At 52.4% G+C, this 20,025-nt stretch carries 17 protein-coding genes; 7 read left to right on the forward strand and 10 right to left on the reverse strand.

The genetic code is table 11. The features are described from left to right. Positions 1-127 precede the first annotated feature (127 nt). Positions 128-1,135: a LacI family DNA-binding transcriptional regulator gene (locus tag PW844_RS17520; RefSeq protein WP_299454465.1), complete on the reverse strand. Its 1,008-nt coding sequence runs from the start codon at positions 1,133-1,135 to the stop codon at positions 128-130. A 369-nt stretch (positions 1,136-1,504) separates the two neighbouring features. On the opposite strand from PW844_RS17520, the gene PW844_RS17525 reads away from it, so the two are divergent. Then, the gene (locus tag PW844_RS17525) at positions 1,505-3,910 is read left to right on the forward strand and encodes a membrane-bound PQQ-dependent dehydrogenase, glucose/quinate/shikimate family (protein ID WP_299454467.1); all 2,406 of its coding nucleotides are present in this window, start codon (positions 1,505-1,507) and stop codon (positions 3,908-3,910) included. Between the two features lie 52 nt (positions 3,911-3,962). Here PW844_RS17525 and PW844_RS17530 read toward each other — a convergent pair whose 3' ends face one another. The 9 genes from PW844_RS17530 to PW844_RS17570 form a co-directional block, all read right to left on the reverse strand. Next, positions 3,963-4,520, reverse strand: coding sequence for a hypothetical protein (locus PW844_RS17530; protein WP_299454469.1), 558 nt, complete (start codon positions 4,518-4,520; stop codon positions 3,963-3,965). Positions 4,521-4,554: 34 nt separating this feature from the next. After that, complete coding sequence (locus PW844_RS17535; RefSeq protein WP_299454472.1) at positions 4,555-5,727, reverse strand: Gfo/Idh/MocA family oxidoreductase; 1,173 nt, start codon at positions 5,725-5,727, stop codon at positions 4,555-4,557. 10 nt (positions 5,728-5,737) lie between these two features. Beyond that, complete coding sequence (locus PW844_RS17540) at positions 5,738-6,790, reverse strand: sugar phosphate isomerase/epimerase (RefSeq protein WP_299454475.1); 1,053 nt, start codon at positions 6,788-6,790, stop codon at positions 5,738-5,740. A gap of 70 nt (positions 6,791-6,860) precedes the next feature. After that, entirely contained in the window at positions 6,861-7,787 is a 927-nt protein-coding gene (locus PW844_RS17545; protein ID WP_299454477.1) for a substrate-binding domain-containing protein, read from the reverse strand. Between the two features lie 262 nt (positions 7,788-8,049). Then, positions 8,050-9,165, reverse strand: coding sequence for a Gfo/Idh/MocA family oxidoreductase (locus tag PW844_RS17550; RefSeq protein WP_299454480.1), 1,116 nt, complete (start codon positions 9,163-9,165; stop codon positions 8,050-8,052). A 12-nt stretch (positions 9,166-9,177) separates the two neighbouring features. Then, positions 9,178-10,173, reverse strand: a complete 996-nt coding sequence (iolG, locus tag PW844_RS17555) for an inositol 2-dehydrogenase (protein WP_299454483.1) — start codon at positions 10,171-10,173, stop codon at positions 9,178-9,180. A gap of 32 nt (positions 10,174-10,205) precedes the next feature. Beyond that, positions 10,206-11,198, reverse strand: coding sequence for a hydroxyacid dehydrogenase (locus tag PW844_RS17560; RefSeq protein ID WP_299454485.1), 993 nt, complete (start codon positions 11,196-11,198; stop codon positions 10,206-10,208). Position 11,199: 1 nt separating this feature from the next. Next, positions 11,200-12,018: an aldolase/citrate lyase family protein gene (locus PW844_RS17565; RefSeq protein WP_299454488.1), complete on the reverse strand. Its 819-nt coding sequence runs from the start codon at positions 12,016-12,018 to the stop codon at positions 11,200-11,202. A 9-nt stretch (positions 12,019-12,027) separates the two neighbouring features. Then, positions 12,028-13,461 carry an NAD-dependent succinate-semialdehyde dehydrogenase gene (locus tag PW844_RS17570; protein WP_299454491.1) on the reverse strand — a complete coding sequence of 478 codons (1,434 nt, stop codon included), beginning with the start codon at positions 13,459-13,461 and terminating at the stop codon, positions 12,028-12,030. Between the two features lie 426 nt (positions 13,462-13,887). On the opposite strand from PW844_RS17570, the gene PW844_RS17575 reads away from it, so the two are divergent. The 6 genes from PW844_RS17575 to PW844_RS17600 all read left to right on the forward strand — a co-directional run bounded on the left by PW844_RS17575 (position 13,888) and on the right by PW844_RS17600 (position 20,011). Continuing rightward, positions 13,888-14,826: a MurR/RpiR family transcriptional regulator gene (locus tag PW844_RS17575; protein ID WP_299454494.1), complete on the forward strand. Its 939-nt coding sequence runs from the start codon at positions 13,888-13,890 to the stop codon at positions 14,824-14,826. Positions 14,827-14,973: 147 nt separating this feature from the next. Beyond that, positions 14,974-16,818, forward strand: a complete 1,845-nt coding sequence (gene iolD, locus PW844_RS17580; protein WP_299454497.1) for a 3D-(3,5/4)-trihydroxycyclohexane-1,2-dione acylhydrolase (decyclizing) — start codon at positions 14,974-14,976, stop codon at positions 16,816-16,818. Between the two features lie 19 nt (positions 16,819-16,837). Next, entirely contained in the window at positions 16,838-17,749 is a 912-nt protein-coding gene (iolE, locus tag PW844_RS17585; protein WP_299454622.1) for a myo-inosose-2 dehydratase, read from the forward strand. Further along, entirely contained in the window at positions 17,746-18,555 is an 810-nt protein-coding gene (locus PW844_RS17590; RefSeq protein ID WP_299454501.1) for an SDR family oxidoreductase, read from the forward strand. The genes iolE and PW844_RS17590 overlap by 4 nt, the downstream gene beginning before the upstream one ends. Before the next feature lie 75 nt (positions 18,556-18,630). After that, positions 18,631-18,987: a hypothetical protein gene (locus PW844_RS17595; protein ID WP_299454504.1), complete on the forward strand. Its 357-nt coding sequence runs from the start codon at positions 18,631-18,633 to the stop codon at positions 18,985-18,987. A gap of 112 nt (positions 18,988-19,099) precedes the next feature. After that, on the forward strand, positions 19,100-20,011 hold the full coding sequence (locus PW844_RS17600) for a helix-turn-helix transcriptional regulator (protein ID WP_299454507.1): 912 nt from the start codon (positions 19,100-19,102) through the stop codon (positions 20,009-20,011). The last annotated feature ends 14 nt before the right edge of the window (positions 20,012-20,025 follow it).

The following is a 20,025-nucleotide window of genomic DNA, read 5'->3' on the forward strand; positions in this document are numbered from 1 at the left end:
GGTAGCCTCATAAAGTAATCGATTACAAAAGTCAGTTTGCAAAATGTAATCGATTACTTTTCTACTTATCAGGATTTTTCGGCCCAATTGCGAGATGCATCACAAAGAGATTTTGTCGCGGGTCAGGCTACACATTCCACGGCGTGACCACATTGACTTTTGAGAAGGCAAAATTTTGCTCGCTGGCTGGCAGGAAACCATGAAAAATCAATAATGTCTGGAACACCAGTCGGGCATCCTGCCTGAGATCATGCTGGATGACCGCATGAAGCTGACCCTGCAACAGCAATTCCCGGTTTTCCTCATCCACATCATGACCAATGTAGATTTCAATCGGACGATTCGCGCTCTGAAAAGCGCGTAATATGGCGGCGTTACCCCCTCCTACGCAATAAACAGCGCGCAGATGAGGATGTTCAGCGAGCGCCTGAGACACCACCGCAAAAGTTGGCTCATCAACGCCATAGCCTTCACTGATGCGTATCGGGTTAATTTCCGGCGCCATCGCTTTCAGCCCCTGACAAAAACCATTAACCCGTTCTTCTTCTCCCAGGAAATTCTGGCTGCTTAATACAACACCGACATCAAAAGCTTCCTGTTTTACCCACTGGGACATTAAATAAGCCGCAGTCTTACCTGCGGAAATATTATCCATACCTACGTAGCAGAGACGTTTACTTTCCGGTACATCGGTTACCATGGTAACAACAGGCACACGATGTTTTTGTAATTCCTCAATAGTACGGGAAATGACCTTATTATTTTCTGCTTTTAATATGATGCCATAACTGTCATTCGCACAGCGCAGCATCAGTTTTTTCATTTCATTGGTACTGATGGTTTCAAAACAATGAAAGCGTAACTTTAATTGAAACGGCGCGAAGCGACTCATTTCATCAATCAGTGCATCACATACCAGACGGCTAAAGCGTTCAGGTGTATGCAGAATGACATCAAAAGGGATGGTTCTGCCTGCCGCCAGACTGGTGCGTTCCTGCACTTCCAGATCTCTAATTGCCTGTTTTATACGGCGGTCTGTTTGCGCATGGACTGCGCCACGCTGGTGAAGTGCACGATCGACGGTCGCTTTGCTCACACCCGCCTGAGCAGCAATTTGTTTGATGGTAAACTTCATTTTGAGGTTTTTTTGAGGTCTTTAAGTTCTTTTGTTACCTAAATGTACATGATATTGTCTTGCCGTGTTACTTAATTTAATAAATTTTTATTAAGACGAAAACGATGACTTAAGTTGTAGTCAGCGAACAACCTTGTTTGCTGCCTTTAAGATCAGGGTTAAAGCCATGTATAAATTACATCTCTGATATCCAACCTTAGCAAGGCAACAATCAATTTTATTTATTTCGCAGAAACTCCGTTGCCTTTGACAACAGGAGCGCGCCGCTGCGTCTTTAAAATATAGCAGGGAGCAATATAAACATTAACCATAATTCTCATCACATCCTTATTAAGGATGTGTATTTTAAACGCAAGGGTATTTTTAAACATGAAGAGTAGTATTAGCATTTTAATCCGGCTGGTGGGGATCGGTCTGATCCTGCTCGGCCTGGCTTTAGCCGCAGGTGGGGCTTATCTGATTAGTCTGGGTGGTTCGTGGTTCTATCTTCCGGCAGGAATTGCCATGGCAGGTTCAGGGTTAGGTTTTTTCCGCGCGAAAGCCTGGGCCGTCTATCTCTCCTGGGCGCTGCTTATTGTCAGCCTGATTTGGGCCTTCTCCGAAGTCGGCAGCGATTTCTGGCAATTAGTCCCGCGCACCATTGCATTCCTGATTATTGCTTTACTCGCAACGCTGTTCTCACCGCTGTTGAAGAACAACAGTGGCTCACCGGCCCTGAATAAATATGTGTCTTACGTGGTGTCGCTCAGCATTTTCGTCGCGCTGATCACGATGTTTGCCAATATGTTCCGGGTACATCCGGAGGTCGAAGTCGAAGCAGGCACCCCGCCACCTACCGTGATCGATAAAACCGCAGAAGATAACAGTGGCAACGACTGGAGCGCCTGGGGAAGAAACACCCTGGGGCAGCGTTTTGCTCAGTTCCAGCAAATCAACACCACCAACGTCAAAGACCTGAAAGTTGCCTGGACTTATCGCACCGGGGATCTGGCGATCGATGGTGCTGAATACCAGACCACACCGTTGAAGGTGGGTGAAACAATGTATATGTGTACCCCTTTCAATAAGATCATCGCTATTGATCCTGAAACCGGTAAAGAAAAGTGGCGTTATGACCCGCAGGTTAAAATTGGCGGTGCCAATGCCACCTGGAAACGCTGTCGTGGTATTGGTTATGCGGATCTGACGACATTGCCGATAAATGCTGACGATCACAGCCTGCCTGTGGCAACAGTAGCCTGCCGCAAGCGCATCGTCGGCACCACCATTGATGCGCGCATTTTTACCGTCGATGCTGAAACCGGTAAGCTGTGTGACGATTTTGGTGACCACGGTTTCGTCGACCTGCTGAAAGGCCTTGGCCCGAGAGCGCCGGGAGACTTCTTCCCGACCTCTGCACCGCTGGTTGCTGATGGCATCATCATGGTCGGTGGTCATCTGAATGACAACCTCGAAACCGGTGAGCCTTCTGGCGTAGTACGTGGCTATGATGTTCGTAGCGGCAAGCTGTTATGGGCATGGGATCCGGCACGTGGCGCAAAAGACAGCTCGCCGCTGCCAGATGGCGAAGTTTACGCCGAAGAGTCACCTAACTTCTGGGGTACTGCCTCCTACGATCCGAAACTGGGTCTCGCCTACTTCCCGACAGGTAACCAGACGCCTGACTTCTGGAACGGCAACCGCCATGGCTATTCTGAAGAATATAATGACTCCATCGTTGCGGTTGAGATGAAAACCGGTAAAGAGCGCTGGCACTTCCGCACCGCCAACGCTGACCAGTTCGACTATGACGTTTCTTCCCAGCCGATTCTGTACGATCTACCTGGTAAAGATGGCCAGGTTACGCCGGTGGTTATTCAGTTAACCAAGCGTGGCGAAGTCTTCGTTCTTGATCGTCGCACCGGTAAACCCGTGGTTCCAGTTGAATACCGCAAGGTCGCGACCGATGCCATGCCGGGTATGAAAGTTGCTGACACACAACCCTTCTCAGCCATCTCTGTCGGTGCTACGCCGCTGAAAGAGAGCGATATGTGGGGCGCATCGATTTTTGACCAGCTTTATTGCCGTATCCAGTTCAAACAAATGCGCTGGGAAGGTCCGTTTACCCCGTTGTCCGATAAACAGCGTACCCTGATTTATCCAGGCTATTACGGCGGGTTTAACTGGGGTGGCGGCGCACTGGATATGTCTACCGGCACGTTGATTGTTAACGATATCCGCATGGCGCAATGGGGCCAGTTCATTAAACGTGAAGAGGCTGAACGTAAAGGACTGAAGGCCAGTACCGAAGGGGAATACTCCGAGCAATTAGGTACGCCCTGGGGTGTGCAACGCTCAATGTTTATGTCACCGCTGGGTGTGCCTTGTTTCAAACCGCCATTTGGTAGCATGACAGCTATCGACCTCACCACGGGAAAAACCCGCTGGCAGGTGCCGGTAGGCAGTATTCAGGACGCGCCTGTGCATGGCATCACGCCAGGAGTGAATATCCCGTTGGGTATGCCAACCATGGGTGGCCCGCTGGTAACTAAAGGAGGCCTGACATTCTTCCACGGTTCTCTGGATTACTATGTCCGCGCGTTTGACAATAACACGGGTCATGAGCTGTGGCGTGGACGTCTGCCCGTCGGTGGTCAGGGTGCGCCGATGACCTATATGGGTAAAGATGGCAAACAGTACATCGTAGTGGTCGCCGGAGGGGCAACCCGCACCGGCACCAATGCCAACCGGGGTGATTATGTGATTGCCTATGCCCTGCCGGATAAAAAGGATTAATTCATCACTACGCTGATGTGAGACCTAAGGCTGTTCCCCGGAACAGCCTTATTTATTGCTCCAGTTCACGTTGATAGCGCTCCAGCCCCTGTTGCACCTGATGATAAAGGTCAGCTTTCACGCTTTCAATTAAGCGATTGCGCTGCATCTCCTGATGATAAATCGGGTCAAAAATCTGCACATAACCTTCCCACGCCAGCCCTTCCGCGAACAAAGATTGCGGTAACAGCATTGCATTAAAATTCATACCATTCGCATCAGGACAACCACGGTATTTTTCCAGCGAGATGATGCGGCAATGCTCATAGGGACTGACATAACAGGGCAATCTAACCGCGATGCCCTGATGACTGGTGATGAGCGTCAGCCCGGAAACACTAAGATAGACAGGGATAGGTTTGCGCATTTTACGCCGGAAGGCATCGTCAAGAACGCAGACGTTAATCGCTGTCAGAGCGAGCTTACAGCGCCATTGATTGAGATAGTGCTCCATCAGATTCAGCTTTAGCTGATTCGCGTTGACTCCCTGATGCTTTGCCAACTGTCTGAAGCGCCCTTCAATCCTTTTAGCAGAATCAGGATCACCATGCTGAACAGGTAAAGTATGCATCGGGGAGTCTCCGTTTTCAGTCAGTTGCTGATGCTTAGCGATATTTGGGCTTCACCCAAACGGTACCTTGTTCGTGGCTATCGACCACGGCATCGACAAACGCCACACCTTTCAGCCCGTCATAGATTTGTGGCACAGCGGCGCCGATACCCTCAATCTCCTGCTGCTGATCGCGCGCGCGCAAAGCAGAAGCAAACCCGCTGTAGAGATTGGTAAAAGCTTCAATGTAACCTTCCGGGTGCCCGGGCGGCGTGCGGGTACGGGCTTTGGTCAGATCATCCAGATCTTCCCGACCGCGTTTGATAATCTGCGTATAACCTTCCAGCGGCGTGTAGACCAGCTCATTGGGCTGTTCCTGATACCACATCAGGCTGCCGGTTTCGCCGAAGACACGCAGACGCAATGCGTTAGAACAACCAATCGCCACCTGAGACGACCACAACAACCCGCGCGCGCCACCCTCGTACCGAATCATCACATGGGCGTTATCATCCAGCGCACGTCCTCCGACAAAGGTGGCCAGGTCAGCAATCACACTCTCCGCCTTCAGCCCGGTAACATAACCGGCGAGATGGTAGGCATGGGTACCGATATCCCCAATTGAACCGCCACGACCATTTTTCTTTGGATCAACACGCCACGCCGCCTGCTGGTTATTTTTCAGTTCGACCCCGGTCGCCATCCACTCCAGCGGATATTCCACCTGCACGGTGCGCACATTGCCAATCAGCCCCTGAGCCACACGCTGGCGGGCTTCCATAATCATCGGATAGCCGGAGTAGGTATAGGTGACGCCGAGAAAACCGCCGGTGGTGCGCACCACCTCCGCCAGAGCTTCGGCATCATCGAGCGTGGTCGTCAGTGGTTTTTCACAAATGACATCAATACCCGCCTCAAGAAAAGCGCGTGCAATCGGGAAATGGGTAAAATTGGGGGTGCAGATCGCCACCACATCAACCCCGTCTTCACGCACTTTTTCGGCGGCAATCATTGAGGTGTAGTTGTCATAGGAGCGATCTGCCACGATATGATGCTGCGCCGCAAAAGCATGCCCACGTTCGGCATTGACATCAAATGCGCCAGCCACCAGCTCATACTCATTATCCAGCCGGGAGGCAAAGCGATGGATCCCACCAATATAGGCACCTTCGCCACCGCCAATCATACCGAGACGAATGCGTCGGCCTTGCAGGGATGATTTACTCATAAGAGGCTCCTTAAATGCCGAGGATTTTTTTATTCAGGGACTGATCTGCATAGGATTTGCAGAAGTCATCAAAGGACTTGTCGGTGACGCGGATAATGTGTTCATCAATAAACTTCGCCCCTTCCCGCGCGCCATCTTCCGGGTTTTTGAAGCAGCACTCCCACTCAAGCACCGCCCAGCCATCAAAGTCATAGCCGGTGAGTTTTGAGAAGATGCCTGCAAAATCGGTCTGACCGTCGCCCGGCGATCGGAAGCGTCCGGCGCGGCTGGTCCACGGCTGGTAACCACCGTAGGCCCCGGTTTTGCCACTCGGGCGGAATTCCGCATCCTTAACGTGAAAGGCTTTGATACGTTCGTGGTAGTGGTCGATGTAAGTGAGGTAATCGATCCCCTGCAACACCAGATGACTCGGGTCGTACATGATGTTGCAACGCGTATGATTGCCGGTTTTCTCCAGGAAACGCTCAAATGTCAGGCCATCATGCAGATCTTCCGTCGGGTGAATTTCGTAGCACAGGTCAATGCCCTGTTCATCGAAGGCATTAAGGATCGGCATCCAGCGGCGCGCCAGCTCACTGAAGCCTTCTTCAATCAACCCTTCCGGCCACTGGGGATAGGGATAGAGGTAAGGCCACAACAGGGTGCCAGAGAAGGTAACGTGTTTGGTTAGACCAAAACGGCGTGAGGCTTTCGCAGCCAGATACAGCTGCTCAGTCGCCCATTGCTGCCGTTCCTGTGGATTGTTGCGCAGTGCTTGCGGCGCAAAGCTATCGGCAGGCAGATCGAATGCCGGATGCAGTGCCACCAGCTGCCCCTGGAGATGGCTGGCCAAATCCGTCAGGGTTAAGCCGTGTTCGCTTAATACTCCCAGTATCTCATCAACATAGGTCTGGCTTTCAGCCGCCTTGCGCAGGTCAATCAGGCGGGTGTCCCAGCTCGGAATCTCGACGCCTTTAAATCCTTTTTCTGCGGCCCATGCAGCCATCCCCGCCAGCGTATTAAAAGGCGTACTGTCTCCGGCAAACTGCGCCAGAAAAACGCCAGGACCCTTAATTGTTTTCATAACGACTCCTGATTGAAAAAAATGCACCTGCCGGCTTCACAGGTGCGAAGGACACAGAAAGGAACAACGATTAATGGGTCATAAATTTCTGGTAGTTCTGCGGTGTCACCAGCTGGAACGGGATAAAGTTGATGTCTTTAAGGGTTTCGCCTTTGGCTGCTTTCTCTGCCATATCCACGGCACCATAAGCCTGTGACTTCGCGTCCTGGAACACCGTCACTGTCAGCAAGCCGGTTTTGATCGCCTGCAAACCATTCGGGCCGCCGTCGGTACCGCCCACCAGAATGTCTTTGCCGATGTTCAGGCCATTGCTTTTAATCGCCATTGCCGCGCCGATGGCCATTTCATCGGCATTCGCTGAGAGGATGTCGATCTTTTGGCCGGTGAGAATCCAGTTGTTCATCAGGTTCATGCCGTCTTCGCGCATCCATTTGGCGGTGTCTTCCATCACCACATGCATGTTGGGATGTTTGGCAATGACTTCTTTCGCGCCCTGGGTGCGGAAGCGGGTTGCATCATTACTCAGCAGCCCTTTCATAATGGCTACATTGACGCTTTTACGATCTTTAACCATCTCGGCAAGGTAGCCCATTTGCAGACGACCGGCTTCAATTTCGTCACTGCCTATATAACTAATGCCATCACCCATTTTTGAATCCGCTGGCATCCTGTTGAGATAAATCAGAGGAACTTTTGCTGCCCGGGCAGCATCCGTCATATTTTTGGTACCCTGAGTATCGACCGGGTTGACAATAATCACGTCGACTTTGGCACTAATAAAACTTTGTACCTGACTGAGCTGTTTATCGACGGCACCCTGCGCATCTTCGAATTGTAATTTCATATCCGGATATTCTTTCGCGTGCTCAATAATGTAACCTCTCAGCCGCGAGAGAAATACATCGTCCATTTGCGCGATACTGACGCCGACCTGTAAAGCAAACACAGAAGGGCTGAGAGTGAGTAGAGTCAGACAGAGTAAGATGATTTTCTTCATGATAGCCTTCCACAATAGTCGTTAATATCAGCTATTCACTGACGCGATGATTTTATTATTTACTGCTATTACGTAGGGTTTACTTCTACTGCAAATTTCTCAGCACATCTCCCATAAAAATATAAATAAAAAAGAAGAACACTGATTTTTTATCAGATACACATAATGGCCAGATATTCAGGAAATAAAACTGTTCTCCTGATTAGAATAAATGAGGCATCCTGCCTCGCCTGAGCGTCCTGCCTTCTCACCTCTACGTGACTTATATTGAAATCCAGCTGCGCTCGCGTGAAGACGCCACCGCTGCGTCTACCAGTTTCTGAATCTCAAAAGCCTCTTTAAAATCCGGGCCAATGGCATTGCCCTGACTGATTGACTGAATAAACTCCAGCATCTCAATGGTTTTCAGATCGTTAAAACCGATTTGATGCCCTGCCGCCGGACAGAACAAACCATAAGGTGCATGTTCAGGTCCCGCCACCAGCGTTCTGAAGCCGTTCTGCGCTTCGTTGCCACCGAACTGGAAGAATTGCAGTTCGTTGAAGCGTTCCTGATTGAAAATCAGCGAGCCGCGCGTACCGGTCACTTCAAAACCCAGCTGCATTTTGTGCCCGGATGCAACCCAGTTGGCTTCAATCTGTCCGGCACAGCCACGGGCGAACTTCACCGTCAGACGCGCGATATCATCCACTTCAACCGCTTTCATCACGCTTGAACCAGCATGTTCCGGGCGGGATTTCACCACCGTATCCAGATCGGCGAATAACCCGGTAATCGGCCCCAGCAGGAAGCGCGCCATGCCGAGAATATGGCTGCCTAAATCCGCAACGGCTCCCGCTCCTCCGGTCGGGTCGAGACGCCAGGACCAGGGGACTTGCGGGCTGGTCATAAAGTCTTCCGCGTGAATACCGCGAAAACCGGTGATATCCCCCAGTTCACCCGCCGCAATCATGTTTTTCGCCAGTTTTAGCAACGGGTTTTTGATGTAGTTAAAACCGACCTGCGTGACCACACCGGCCTTTTCCGCCGCACGATACATCTGTTCTGCAATCTCGCTATTTGGTGCCAGTGGCTTTTCGCAGTGCACATGCTTACCGGCAGCAATCGCTGCCAGCGACTGCTCCGCATGGAAGCGATTGGGCGAGGTAATGGAAATCACATCAATCTCAGGATCATCAATCAGATCCTGCCAGTGAGTAGTCCAGCGCTGAAAACCATATTGCTGCGCCGCCTTCTCTGCCGCTGCCCCGTCAATATCCGCCACGCTTACCAGCACCGGCTGCACCTCGCCGGAAAATGACGCCGCAGCCCGCCACGCCATGGCGTGGGATTTGCCCATAAATCCGGTCCCGATCAGACCAACTCCGAGTTTGCGCATGGTTCTCTCCTTTTAATTCAGCGTGACAACAGCGTGGGTATCGGCGGAAAGCTGCGCCGCGTCAGCCAACTTCAGTGCCTGACAGCCATCAAACACCGAGGTCGGCAGCGGCGAGCCTTCTTTGATTGACGCGATAAAGGCGGCCATCTCCAGCCGATAGGCGTCGGTATAGCGCTGCATAAAAAAGTTAAGCAGCGGGCCACGCGTTTCGGTTTCGTCTGCGCTGTAGCGACGCACCGTGGTTTCACGCAGGTTGTCATTCAGCAACATGCCCGCGGAACCAAACACCTCCATGCGCTGGTCGTAGCCATAAACCGCCTGGCGGCTACAGTTGATCTGACATTGTTTGCCAGAGGCCGTACGCATCTGCACCATCACAGTGTCGTAGTCACCCAGTTTCTCCAGCGACGGTTCAAACAGGCGGCTGCCGACAGCAAAAACTTCGGTCGGTTCTTCCCCCAGCATCCAGCGCGCCAGGTCAAAGTCATGGATCACCATATCGCGGAAGATGCCACCCGAGGTTTCGAGGTAACCCATCGGTGCCAGCCCTGGGTCGCGACTGGTGATAATCACCTGGTGCAGGTCACCAATCTCCCCCTGCTGCATCCGCTGCCTGATTTCACTGAATCCCGGGTCAAAACGCCGGTTGAAGCCGAGCATCACCTTATTGCGCCGTTCACCCAGCGCCTTATCTGCTGCCAGTGCTTTGCTGATATCCAGATCGACCGGTTTTTCGCACAGCACCGCCTTACCCGCTTTGGCGGCCGCCAGCATCAGCTCCACATGGGTGTGAGTCGGTGTGCCAATCACCACCGCGTCAATGTCCGGGTCCGCAATCGCTGCCAGCGGGTCGGAAATCGCCGCACCGCCCCACGTTGCCGCCAGCGCCTGGGCATTGGCGATAAAGGGATCGGCAATCACGGCAAGTGTTGCGTCTTGATGTCGGGCCACATTCGCTGCATGGACCTGGCCAATGCGACCGGCACCCAGGATCGCGATTCTGATCATGAATTTCTCCAGAGAGAGGGAAGTTAGGGTTATCAGGGCAACTGACTCATCAGGTCCTGTAACGCCAGAACCTGCTGATTTACAACCAGATGGTTATCCAGTTGCCCGTTGAAGTAATTCACAATATTGGTGGCGGCGGATACCGACATCCGCATCGCCGCTTCTTCGGTTAACCCCGCCGAATGGGGGCTGAGAATCAGCCGATCGCTTTGCTGCAACAGCGCAGAACTCAGGCTGGCGGGTTCTTCTTTGAGAACATCCAGCCCCGCACCCGCCAGATGCTCACGCTGCAAGGCATCCGCCAGCGCATCTTCATCGACAATGCCGCCGCGTGCGGTGTTAATCAGCATCGCGCCACTTTTCATCATCGCCAGCTCCTCACGCCCGATTAACGGTTTGTCACCGCTGAGCGGGAGGTGCACCGTCACGGCATCGGCGGTTTTTAGCCCGGCATGGACCTCAGTCACCCGCCTCACACCATGCTCAGCAAACACCTCGTCGGAAAGATAAGGATCGTAAGCCGTTACTTCCATGCGGAAGCTCTTTGCCAGCCGCGCCACCTCACGGCCAATGCGGCCAAAACCCAGAATAAACAGAGTACGATGCGCGATTTCCACGGCGGAAAAGCTGTTGCGACGATTCCACTGCCCTTCGCGAATGCTGCGGTCGAAGTAACAGATCCGCTTTGCCACCGCCAGCAGCATTGACAAAGTATGCTCCGCAACGGAAAGGGAGTTCACGTCACCCACAATCGCCAACGGGATGTTGCGCTCCGTCAGCGCGTTAACATCAACCGAGTCATAACCCACACCATGACGTGAAACCATTTTCAGCTGACTGGCCAGCGCAATCTCTTTCGCTGTCAGAGGCTGAGTACGGATCAATAACGCATCAGCCTGTGGCAGGTGAGGTGCATAACTTTCGACACTGACTTGCGGCACCAGCGTCAGGGTGATGCCCGGTGCTTTACGCAGAATATCCAACCCGGCTTCATGAATTTTTCCGGCAACCAATACATGTGGCATATCAATAGCCTCCAGGCTGGGTTGGTTGGCTATTCCGTGCTGCGCCTTCATTCAGCTCACGAAATTTCTGCACACTGGCCGCAACGGACGCACGCAGCAGTTGTACGTCATTGGAGACGGTGACCAGATCGAAGCCCCACTCCGCCGCTCTGGCGGCATAAGCCGGGGTGCCGTTATGCAGACCTGCCTTTTTCCCGGCGCGGTGGGCAACATCAAGGATGTGCTTAATCGCCTCAACAATTTCGGGCTCTTCGCGATCAAAGCCAGTGCGATATTTCCGGCCCGTCAGACCGAGGGTCAAATCAGCCGGACCGATATAAATCCCATCAAGTCCCGGAGTCGCGACAATCGCTTCAAGGTTGTTCACCGCTTCTGCCGTCTCGATCATGGCAAAGCACACCACATGGTCGTCGGCATACTGGCCGTAATCGGCCCCTGCGGAGATTGAGACGCGCGTTGGCCCAAAGCTGCGACTGCCGGTAGGTGGATAACGTACACAGGACACCAGCGACTGCGCCTGTTCAGCGGTATTTACCATCGGGCAGATCACCCCCCATGCACCGGCATCCAGCGCTTTCATAATGATGCCGGGTTCCAGCCACGGCACCCGGACCATCGGCGCAACGCCACTGGCGCGCATCGCCTGGAGCATCGGTTTGGCTTCTTCATAGCCGATAAAACCATGTTGCAGGTCGATAGTCAGGGAGTCATAACCCTGCTCTGCCATGATCTCCGCAGAAAAGGCGTTAGCCATACTCAGCCAGCCGTTAAGGACGGTTTTGCCTTCGCTCCAGCGTGCTTTAATATTGTTCAGTTTCATTTCCGCTCCTTACACCACGATCTGGGCCAGTTTGACGTTCATATAGTCGTGAATACCTTCAGAACCGCCTTCACGCCCCATACCACTGGCTTTGATCCCGCCGAACGGGACTTCTGCTGCCGCCAGTGCATAACTGTTAATGCCGACCATGCCCGACTCCAGACGCGCAACGGTTTCCCGAATACGCGCCGGATCGCGGGTAAAGGCATAAGCAGAGAGGGCAAAAGAGGAGTTATTGACGCGTGCCCACAGATCTTCGCTGTCATTGAAAGAGGTGATGGCGGCAATAGGACCGAAGTTCTCTTCGGCGATCGCCAACGCATCGTCAGGAACATCGGCGATAACTGTTGGCGCATAGAAATAACCGCCGTTGAGTTCAATACGATGTCCGCCGGTCACCACACTGGCCCCCTTCTGCCGCGCATCGGCAACAATGGCTTCAATCGCCTGTAAGCGACGGGGGTTAATCAGTGGGCCCATCGCCGTGCCTTCATCCCGGCCGTAACCCACTTGCAGTTTGCTGGCCCGGCTGGCAAATCCCTCAACAAATGCGCTGTAGAGACTTTCATGCACGTAAAAGCGGTCACAGGTCACGCACACCTGACCACAGTTGGCAAACTTGGTCGCCACGGATAAATCGAGCGCTTTTTCCAAATCGGCATCGTCAAAGACAATAACCGGTGCATTCCCGCCCAGCTCCATGCTGAGTCGTTTGATGGTGGCAGCAGAGTCACGAATCATCTGCTGGCCCAGCTGCGTTGAACCGGTCAGCGAGACTTTTTTCACCACCGGCGAAGTAATCAGGGGTTCGTAGGTATCCGCAGTTGGTCCGACGACCAGATTAGCTACACCAGCGGGTAAACCGGCTTTGCGCAGACACTCAAATATCATCATGGCGGAACCGGGCACTTCATTCGAAGGGCGCAGGACCACAGTACAACCCGCCGCCAGGGCCGGAGCCAGTTTGCGTGCCACCAGCACCACCGGGAAGTTCCATGCGGTAAAGGCGGCCACCACACCGACAGGTTCATGCAAAACTTCGCAGCGCCCGCCGGGTACCCGGCTTTCCACCACGCGGCCATAAATACGACGCGCTTCACCGGCATACCAGACAAACTGGTCGATGGAGAGCTCCCACTCGCGCTTTGCCTGCGCCAGCGGTTTACCGCTTTCTTTAGAAATCACCACGGCAGCTTCCGCTGCCGCTGCCGTCATCTCGCGCGCCACCGCCTCAAGGAGATCGGCTCTGGTCCATGCCGGGGTATGCTTCCAGCCCTCCAACGCGATTTCCGCTGCGCTCAACGCCGCCAGCGTATCCTCTGTTGATGCGGAAGGAATGGAACCCAGTAGTTTGCCATTACCCGGATCAACAACGCTGACCGGTTCCCTGCCGTTACCGTTGCACCACTTGCCATTAATAAATTGTCCAAAATGTTCGTACATGATTTATCTTTCCTCCGGCATTTGATTCAGGCCTGGCAGGTGCGCCGGGTTGTACCTGAATGACGTTGCAACGACTGATGACCATCTCCAAAAATTCGCTGAAGACGCTCTCGCAGCACTGATGGTTGCAATAGTAGAATCATGGCAACAAAAATTGCAATATGGTTAAATTCTTTACCAGCCGGTAAATGCAAGTGATTTTTTATGTTTATTTTCATGGTGTTATATAAAAACATCATGAAACACGTTCAGAATTCAGAAAAAATTAAAATGATTTTTTCGAGTGGAATCACAAATTTTACGAAGAAATTTTCCACCGCGTCCGGGAATGCGTTAGAACTAATTGCATTCCAGCATCACTTGCAATTTTTATTGCGTGACCATGCTGACGCGTAAACAGGCCGAGTCTTAGAGGTAAAACGAAAAATGACCAAAGTGCGTAAAGACCCGCCCACCGCGAATTCGTTACCGCATGAAACCTATGAGCAAATCGTTAATGAAATAACGGCGCAGTATCCAAAGCTGTCGGAAAGGCATAAGCAGGCTGCCCGTTACATCACGCAGAACCCCAATACCGTGGCACTGGAATCCATCAACGCCGTGGCGGCAAAGTGTGGTTTGCACCCTTCGGTACTGGTGCGGTTTGCGCAGGTATTTGGCTACAGCGGCTTTAAACAGATGCAAAGCGTTTTCCAGTCACGGCTGGCGACTGCTGCTCCCGGTTATAACGAGCGCATAAATGCGCTGGAAGCCGACCTGAGAAAAAATGAAGAAAAAGGCAGCCTGGGTTTTCTCCAGAGCCTGGTGATTCGCGATATTGCCACCTTGCAGGAACTGCTCCAGAACGTGACAGCAGCCGATCTGGATAATGCCGCCCGGTTACTGAAAGACGCGGAAACCATCTACATCATCGGCCAGCTTCGTTCGGAACCGATCGCCCTGTTGCTGCGTTATCTTTTTACCATGCTGAATCGTCGGGTGATCCTGCTGGATACATCGGGTGGCCTGGCGCCACAAATGGCGAAAAATATGCGCGACAACGACGTTCTGCTGGCGATTGCGTTTCGTCATTACGCCAAAGAGGTTATTGCCATCGCAGATGAGGTGTTCACCCGTGGCATACCCGTGGTGGCGATAACGGACAGCAATCTGTCACCGCTGGCAAAGGATGCGCGCGTGCTGTTTACCGTGCCCGAGGAGGAGTACAGCTTCTCGCGTTCACTGGCAGCCCCGGTCTGTCTGGCACAAAGTATCGCCATGGCGTTGGCAGCGGCTCTGCAACCGGAAAAATCGCAGCCACGCATTGAAACCATTACAGAACGGGAACAGCGCACCGAAAGCAGCCGCAAACGCACCCGCGCCTGAATAAATGTTGTTCTTTTGCCCTCATGGGAAGGACTTATGACGATCTGATTTTGCAACTTTTATTGCCACTTAAATAAAAAGGCAAAGAATGTTGTTGATTACAACCATGATGCTGTGTTCGGGCGTCCAATGAGAGTGAGTGACATTATGGCTACGATTCGTTGCACGACAGCTCAGGCAATAGTTCGCTACCTGAGTAATCAGTTTACGGAAGTTGACGGGAAACGCGTGCCGCTGTTCCCCGGGGTCTATGGAATTTTTGGCCACGGCAACGTGACCTGTCTCGGTGAAGCCTTAGAAGCCGTGCAGGACACCCTTCCCACCTGGCGCGGGCAGAATGAACAGTCGATGGCATTCGCGGCAGTGGGGTTCGCCAAAGCGATGGTGCGTCGCCAGATCATGGTTGTCACCGCCTCGATTGGTCCGGGCACTACCAATCTGTTGACTGCAGCGGGCGTGGCGCACACCAGTCGTCTGCCGGTGCTGATGATTTGTGGTGACAGTTTTGCCCGCCGCGTCCCGGATCCGGTGATGCAGCAGGTCGAACACTTTACCGACCCGACTCAAACCGTGAATGATGCGTTTAAAACAGTTACTCGTTACTGGGATCGCATTACCTGGCCCGAACAAATCATCTCTTCACTGCCACAGGCGGTTGCCACCATGCTGGATCCGGGTGACTGTGGCCCCGCTTTTATTGGCGTTTGCCAGGATGTGCAGGAAATGGCCTGTGATTATCCTGAAGAGTTCTTCAAACCTCGTGTCCATCACATGCCGCGTCAGCGTCCTGACCTGGAATTACTTGCCAGAGCGAAAGCGTGTCTGCTGCGCGCTAAACGCCCGTTAATCATCTCCGGTGGTGGCGTTCGTTACTCTCAGGCAGAGAACGCACTGGAAAAATTTGCCCAGGCGCATGGTATTCCGGTGGTGGAAACCATCGCCGGTAAAGGTGCCTTCACCCATGATCATCCAATGCACATGGGGCCTGTCGGCATCCTCGGTTCCACATCGGCCAATGAGCTGGCGGGCAATGCAGACGTCATCATTGCGGTCGGTACGCGCCTGATGGATTTCGTTACCGGCTCCTGGACGGTATTTGATCAGAAAGCCCAGTTTATTGCACTGAACGCCGCCCGCTTTGACGCACATAAGCACAGTGCTATCCCGCTGGTATGCGATGCCCGCGAAGGGATCACCGAATTAGATGCGGCATTAGGCCACTGGCAGGCCGACAGCAGCTGGCTGGAACGTGGCCGTAAAGCCTTTGCGGGCTGGAATGCGCTGATCGCCGGACGACAGGAGCGTACCTGTGGCGAAGGTGACCCCACCTATGCGCAGGTGATTGGTGTAGTGAATGCCCTCGCCGCTCCCGAAGACTACATCATCAGTGCCGCTGGCGGCCTGCCAGGTGAGCTGGTCAAAGGCTGGCGCGTCAAAAATCCCGGCACTTTTGACTGTGAATTTGGCTTCTCCTGCATGGGCTATGAATTGTCCGCAGGCTGGGGAGCCGCCATGGCAGGCAAAGATCAGGATGTGTTCGTGATGATCGGTGACGGCACCTACATGATGATGAATTCCGATATCTATTCCAGCGTGTTGTCGGGGCACAAATTTATCCTGCTGGTGTGTGATAACGGCGGCTATGCCGTGATTAACCGTCTGCAAAACGCCAAAGGTGGTGCTTCCTTTAATAACCTGCTGAAAGATTGCCGCGTGCAGGAACCCTTCCATGTCGACTTTGTCGCCAATGCGCAATCGATGGGGGCACTGGCGCGGAAAGTCACCACCCTGGACGAACTGGCAGCCGCGATTACCTGGGCCAAAGGCAATGACCGCACGACCGTGATTTCCATTGCAACCCATCCATTCGACTGGACCCCTGGCGATGCCTGGTGGGATGTGGGTGTGCCGGAAGTGAGCACCCGCGACAGCGTTAATCAGGCCCGGGCAGAACATGTTGCCGGGCGTAAAAATCAGCGTATCGGTATTTAATTGAGGAGGGTTAAAAATGCTGAAAGCCAAACTGGGCATCGCTCCCATCGCATGGTCTAACGACGACCTCCCGCAGTTAGGGGGAGACACACCGCTTTCAACCTGTCTGGTGGAAAGTCATATGGCCGGTTTTCAGGGAGTTGAGACCGGCGGCAAATTCCCAAAGACCAGCGATGCCCTCAAACCCTTGCTGCGTGAGTTTCAACTGGAGCTGGTTTCAGGGTGGTATTCCGGCACCCTGCTGGATAACAGCGTCGAAGATGAGATCAGAAAGTCGCTGCCGCAAATGCAGTTGTTTCGCGACTGTGGCGCAACCTGTCTGGTGTATGGCGAAACAGCGGGCACGATACAGCACCAACAGAATGTTCCGCTGGTAAAACGTCGGCGTCTCAGCGATGCACAGATCAAGGAATACGGTGATAAGCTCTCACGCTTCGCCGACTTCTGTACTGATTACGGTGTACCGCTGGCCTTCCACCATCATATGGGGACGGCGATCGAAGATGAGCATGATATTGATCGCCTGATGGCCGCCACCAGCACCAACGTCGGATTGCTGTTTGACTCCGGTCATCTGGTCTTTGCCGGAGTTGACCCCATGCGCATTCTGGAAAAGCACGGTAATCGCATTATTCATGTCCATACCAAGGATGTACGACAGGACGTGCTGGCTTCACTCGACTGGAATCAACACAGTTTCCTCGATGCGGTTCTCAAAGGCGTTTATACCGTACCAGGCGATGGGGCCATCAACTTTAACGCCATCATTCAGAAACTGGCAGAAATTGGCTATCAGGGCTGGTTTGTGGTGGAAGCAGAGCAGGACCCGGCAAAAGCACCGCCACTGAAATATGCACGTATTGGTTATGACACCCTGCAAGCGGCACTCAGCGCAGCAGCATACACTCTCGTCGAAGGGGCTATTGAATGAATCAGTTAAGCGGAAAAGTGGCGGTCGTCACGGGTGGTACTCAGGGTTTAGGCGCTGCAATCGCGAGGCACTTTGTACAGCAAGGTGCTGCCGGTGTGGTTATTTGCGGCAGGAATGACGTAAAGGGAACAGACCTCGCTGCAAAACTTAACGCGGAAGGCAACGCCAGAGTCGAATTTGTGCGCGCCGATCTGTCCTCGGTAGAAGACTGCCGCCAGGTAATTGCAGCGGCAGATGAAATTTTTGGCCGGGTTGATGTGCTGGTGAATGCGGGAGGGATGACCGATCGCGGCACTATTCTGGATACTGAACCCGAGCTGTTCGACCAAATGTTTGCCACTAACGTACGTGGCCCCTTTTTCCTGATGCAGGAAACGATCAAGATTATGCGCCGGGAAAACATTGCCGGCAGCATCGTCAATATCTGCTCGATGTCGGCACTGGCGGGTCAACCGTTCATTGCAGCCTATTGTTCTTCCAAAGGAGCGCTGGCGACGTTAACTCGCAATACCGCCTATGCATTGCTGCGCAATCGTATTCGGGTCAACGGTATTAACCTTGGCTGGATGTCATCAGAAGGTGAAGACCGCATTATGCGGACTTATCACGGGGCTGAGGATAACTGGCTTGAGAAAGCGGCAGCGGAACAACCTTTTGGCCGCTTGATCCAGCCTGAGGAAGCCGCACGCGCCGTGGCGTTTTTAGCCAGTGAAGAGTCGGGGCTGATGACGGGTTCCATCATCAACTATGACCAGACTATCTGGGGTGGTTACGACCAGGCTGCAGCCCCTGCTGCCCCACTCTGATTCCGTGATAAACCATCAGCCTGTCGTCGCAGGCTGATGGCGTATTTTTCACTAAATTGATTTAATGAGGCTGTGATGAATATTAAACAACTCGGTGAGATACATCGGTTTTATACCCATTTCCTGGCAAAAATACGGCATATACAAACCAGCCGTTTCTATCGAAATAAAAGCGAGGAAGATAAAAAATCAGAACTTTCAGACTGGTTAACACATCATAAATCTAACAAAACGTTCGGTGAAAGTGTGCGTCATGAAATTTTCCATATGCTGGAAATGGTTCCGGCGCATACTTTAAGCATACTGGAATTGAAAATTAGCAACCTTGAGCAGAACTGCGAAAGAATTTGTTGCGAACTCGAAGAGAGAAATTTAACCACCCGAATCAGTATTCGCAAAAGCACCTCATTTTATTTACCAGACAACCTCTGAATTTCACCCACATTTTATGTGGATAACCACACGGCAAAACGTGTTGCTTCTCAATGCCGATACAGGTTATAGATAACGAAACAGGCCTCTTTCTATAAGAAATTTGCGCACCATGTTGAATACTGATCATTTTTTCGAAAGGATTGAAACCTCTATCGGTGTGGATTATATGCTGCGGGCACGTGAAGGCGTCCCACAACAAGGCGTCTACATCCGGCCACATGTCCACCTTGAGCACGAAATCATGTGGTTTCATCGGGCTGAGGGGGCTTTTTCGATCGGTAGTGAAAAATTCAAGATCAGGAACAATACCCTGGTTTTTGTCTCATCCATGATGTTGCACGATATGGAGCTGAGTTTCTCTGGTGACCATGAGCGATTCCTGCTGCAATACGATACTGCGGTGCTGAATCGGCTGAAATATCCCTTCCCCGCATCTGCTCCTCATACAGGCTTCGTGATGCAGTTGACTCATCACCCGGCAGAAAGGGTCCAGTTTTTATTTCAGTGGCTGACAGAGTTACATGATGAACCCCATACGCTTGACGAAGTGGATCCTTTATTGGTTCTTTTATTAAATACGGTATTAACCCATGGCGAATCTGCGGAAAAGGTGGTGATCAGCGGAGAAAATAACAACACATTCGATAATATCATTGACTTCGTGGTTCAAATTGAGAAAAGCAAAAAATTTAGCATCAGCCTTAATGAGGCGGCCGCACACTGTAAACTCTCTGCCAGCCACTTCTCCCGTTCCTTTAAAAAAATCATGCAAATCAGTTTTAAAGAGTACCTGCTACGCAAGAAAATCGCCCAATCTGCCGAATTACTCAGAAATACCGATCTGAGCATTACCGACATCGCCTATCAATGTGAATTTACTGACAGCGCGTATTACTGCTTTAAGTTCCGGTCATTGATGGGGGTAACACCGAAAAAATTCCGCAGCCACTCGCGTTCGACTAAACAGCTTTCCACCAAACATGATGTTTCCCCCCCAGCCACCACCAGCACCCAGCCTTGAGTTAAGCCAATGAG

Source organism: Pantoea sp. (assembly GCF_028283705.1).
Classification (GTDB): domain Bacteria; phylum Pseudomonadota; class Gammaproteobacteria; order Enterobacterales; family Enterobacteriaceae; genus Pantoea.